Source organism: Rudaea sp. (assembly GCF_036383415.1).
Taxonomy (GTDB): Bacteria; Pseudomonadota; Gammaproteobacteria; order Xanthomonadales; family Rhodanobacteraceae; genus Rudaea.
Genome location: NZ_DASVOK010000353.1, coordinates 1 through 2695 on the forward strand (window position 1 = coordinate 1; position 2695 = coordinate 2695).

Genomic DNA, 2695 nt, shown 5'->3' on the forward strand with positions numbered 1-2695 from the left:
GCCGCGAACAGCGACGCCAACCGGCACACGGCGATTCCTGGGCGCGATAGCTGGACGCTGCATACGGACGCCGCCTACGTCCACTACACGCCGAACGAGACCATTCATGGCGTCGAGTTCCAACACGTACCCGAGGTCGGCGACGTGCCGCTGATCGCCGACATGTCGTCCGACATCCTTTCGCGCCCGCTCGACGTGCGCAAGTTCGGCCTGATCTATGCCGGTGCGCAGAAGAACATCGGCGCTTCCGGCCTCGTCGTCATGATCGTACGCGAGGACCTGCTCGCGCGCTGTCCCAAGGACATGCCGAAGATATTCAACTACGCCGAGCATGCTGCCAACGATTCGATGCTCAATACACCGAACACGTTCGGCTGGTATCTCGCCAGTCTCGTGTTCAAGTGGCTGCTGCGCGAAGGCGGCCTCGTCGCCATCGGCGAGCGCAACCGCGCCAAGGCTGAGCACCTCTACGCCTGCATCGACGGCTCGGGCGGCTTCTATCGCAATCCGGTCGAGAAGGCGTCGCGTTCGTGGATGAACGTGCCGTTCACGCTGTTCGACGAAGAGTTGAATGCGCTGTTCCTCAAGGAATCCGAAGCAGCCGGGTTGCTCGCGCTCAAGGGGCACAAGGCCGTCGGCGGCATGCGCGCCTCGCTCTACAATGCGGTGACGCTCGAGGCGGTGCATGCGCTGGCCGATTTCATGCGTGATTTCGCCAAGCGCTACGGCTAGGGAACCTCCGATTAACCTACTGCGCTCGATAATTTGCGCGCCGGCGGTGCTCGGAATCCTCACATACTGCTTGTATGCTCCGGTTCCTGCGCTCCGGCGACGCGCAAATTCTCTTCGCTCGCTACGGTTAATCAGAGGTTCCCTGGACCGACTGCGCACCAAGTCCGAAATTCTGTAAAAGTATACCCATGGCCGCAAAGAAGACACAGAAGACCAAAGCCGCGGCGGCGAAGATTCCGCCGCTCGATCTCGCCCAGGCGCGTACGCGCATCGACGGCATCGACCGGCAGATCCAGGAGCTGATCGCCGAGCGCGCCGGCTGGGCGCAGCAGGTCGGCAAGGCGAAAGGGCCGCTCAAGGCCGCGGTCGACTACTACCGACCCGAGCGCGAGGCGCAGGTGCTGCGCATGGTGATCGACCGCAACCACGGCCCGCTCGCCGACGAAGTGCTCGTGCACGTGTTCCGCGAAATCATGTCGGCCTGCCTCGCCCAGCAGGAGCCGCTCAAGATCGGCTACCTCGGCCCCGAAGGCACGTTCAGCGAGCAGGCGATGCGCAAGCATTTCGGCGGCTCGGCACACGGCCTGCCGCTGGCGAGCATCGAGGAAGTGTTCCAGGAAGTCGAAGCCGGGCATGCCGATTTCGGCGTTGTTCCGGTCGAGAACTCGGGGCAGGGCACGATCCAGGTCACGCTCGACATGTTCCTGACCTCGAACCTCAAGATCTGCGGCGAAGTCGAACTGCGCGTGCGCCAGTTCCTGCTCTCGCGCTCCGGACATATCGAGGACATCGAACGCATCTACTCGCATCCGCAGTCGTTCGCACAGACCAAGGCTTGGCTGCGCGCGAATCTGCCGAAGGCCGAGAAGATTCCGGTGTCGAGCAACGCCGAAGCCGCGCGCCGCGCGCGCAACGCGGATGACGCCGCGGCGATCGCTGGCGAAGCGGCGGGGCATGTTTACGGTTTGAAGAAAGTCGTCGTCAGCCCGATCCAGGATCGCGACGACAACACCACGCGCTTCCTCGTCCTCGGCCGCCAGTTCTTCCCGAGCAGCGGCCACGACCGCACCTCGGTGCTCGTCTCGATCAAGGACCAGCCCGGCGCGCTGTTCAACGTGCTCAGCCCGTTCGCGCGCCACGGTGTATCGATGAGCCGCATCGAATCGCGGCCCTCGCATCATGCGAACTGGGAGTACGCGTTCTTCATCGACCTCGCCGGGCATATCGAAGATGCGCCGATGAAGGCCGCGCTGGCCGAATTGAAGGCGCATGCTGCACAGATCAAGGTGCTTGGCTCGTATCCGGTGGCGGTGCTCTAATGTCGGGTGGCACGAATCCGCTGATCTGGACCAGTTCTCCTGCCGTCGCCTTGCGCGGCGAAATCCACGTCCCCGGCGACAAATCGATTTCGCATCGCGCAGTCATGTTCGCCTCGCTTGCCGATGGCGTTTCGCGGATCACGGGATTCCTCGAAGGCGAGGATACTCGCGCGACCGCACGCGCGTTCGCACAGATGGGGGTGCGCATTGACACGCCCAGCGCGAGCGAGCGCGTGGTGCATGGCGTCGGCATTGACGGTTTGAAAGCGCCGTCTGGTCCGATCGACTGCGGCAACGCCGGCACCGGCATGCGCCTGCTCGCTGGCCTGCTCGCCGGGCAGCAGTTCGACACGACGCTGATTGGCGACGAATCGCTGTCGAAGCGGCCGATGCGGCGCGTGATCGATCCACTCGCCGGGATGGGCGCGAAGATTGAATCGAACGAAGGTGGTCTGCCGCCGCTGCGCATTTCCGGCGGCCGCCAGCTGCAAGGCATCGACTACACGCTGCCGGTCGCGAGCGCACAGGTGAAATCCGCGCTGCTGCTCGCCGGGCTGTTTGCGCAGGGCGAAACGCAGGTTCACGAGCCGCACCCGACGCGCGACTACACCGAACGCATGCTGCACGCGTTTGGCTATCCGATC

General features: G+C 64.1%; 2 protein-coding genes and 1 pseudogene. All 3 read left to right on the forward strand.

All coding sequences use genetic code 11. The annotated features are described in order from the left end of the window. Nucleotides 1–732 (forward strand): 3-phosphoserine/phosphohydroxythreonine transaminase (gene serC / locus VF497_RS13100; protein WP_330889403.1); only part of this gene is annotated, 732 nt, incomplete at its 5' end. A gap of 188 nt (nucleotides 733–920) precedes the next feature. Continuing rightward, nucleotides 921–2051, forward strand: a complete 1131-nt coding sequence (gene pheA, locus VF497_RS13105) for a prephenate dehydratase (RefSeq protein WP_330889405.1) — start codon at nucleotides 921–923, stop codon at nucleotides 2049–2051. Beyond that, nucleotides 2051–2695 (forward strand): annotated as a pseudogene (locus VF497_RS13110) (3-phosphoshikimate 1-carboxyvinyltransferase); the annotation flags it as partial. The gene pheA and the pseudogene VF497_RS13110, both read left to right, overlap by 1 nt.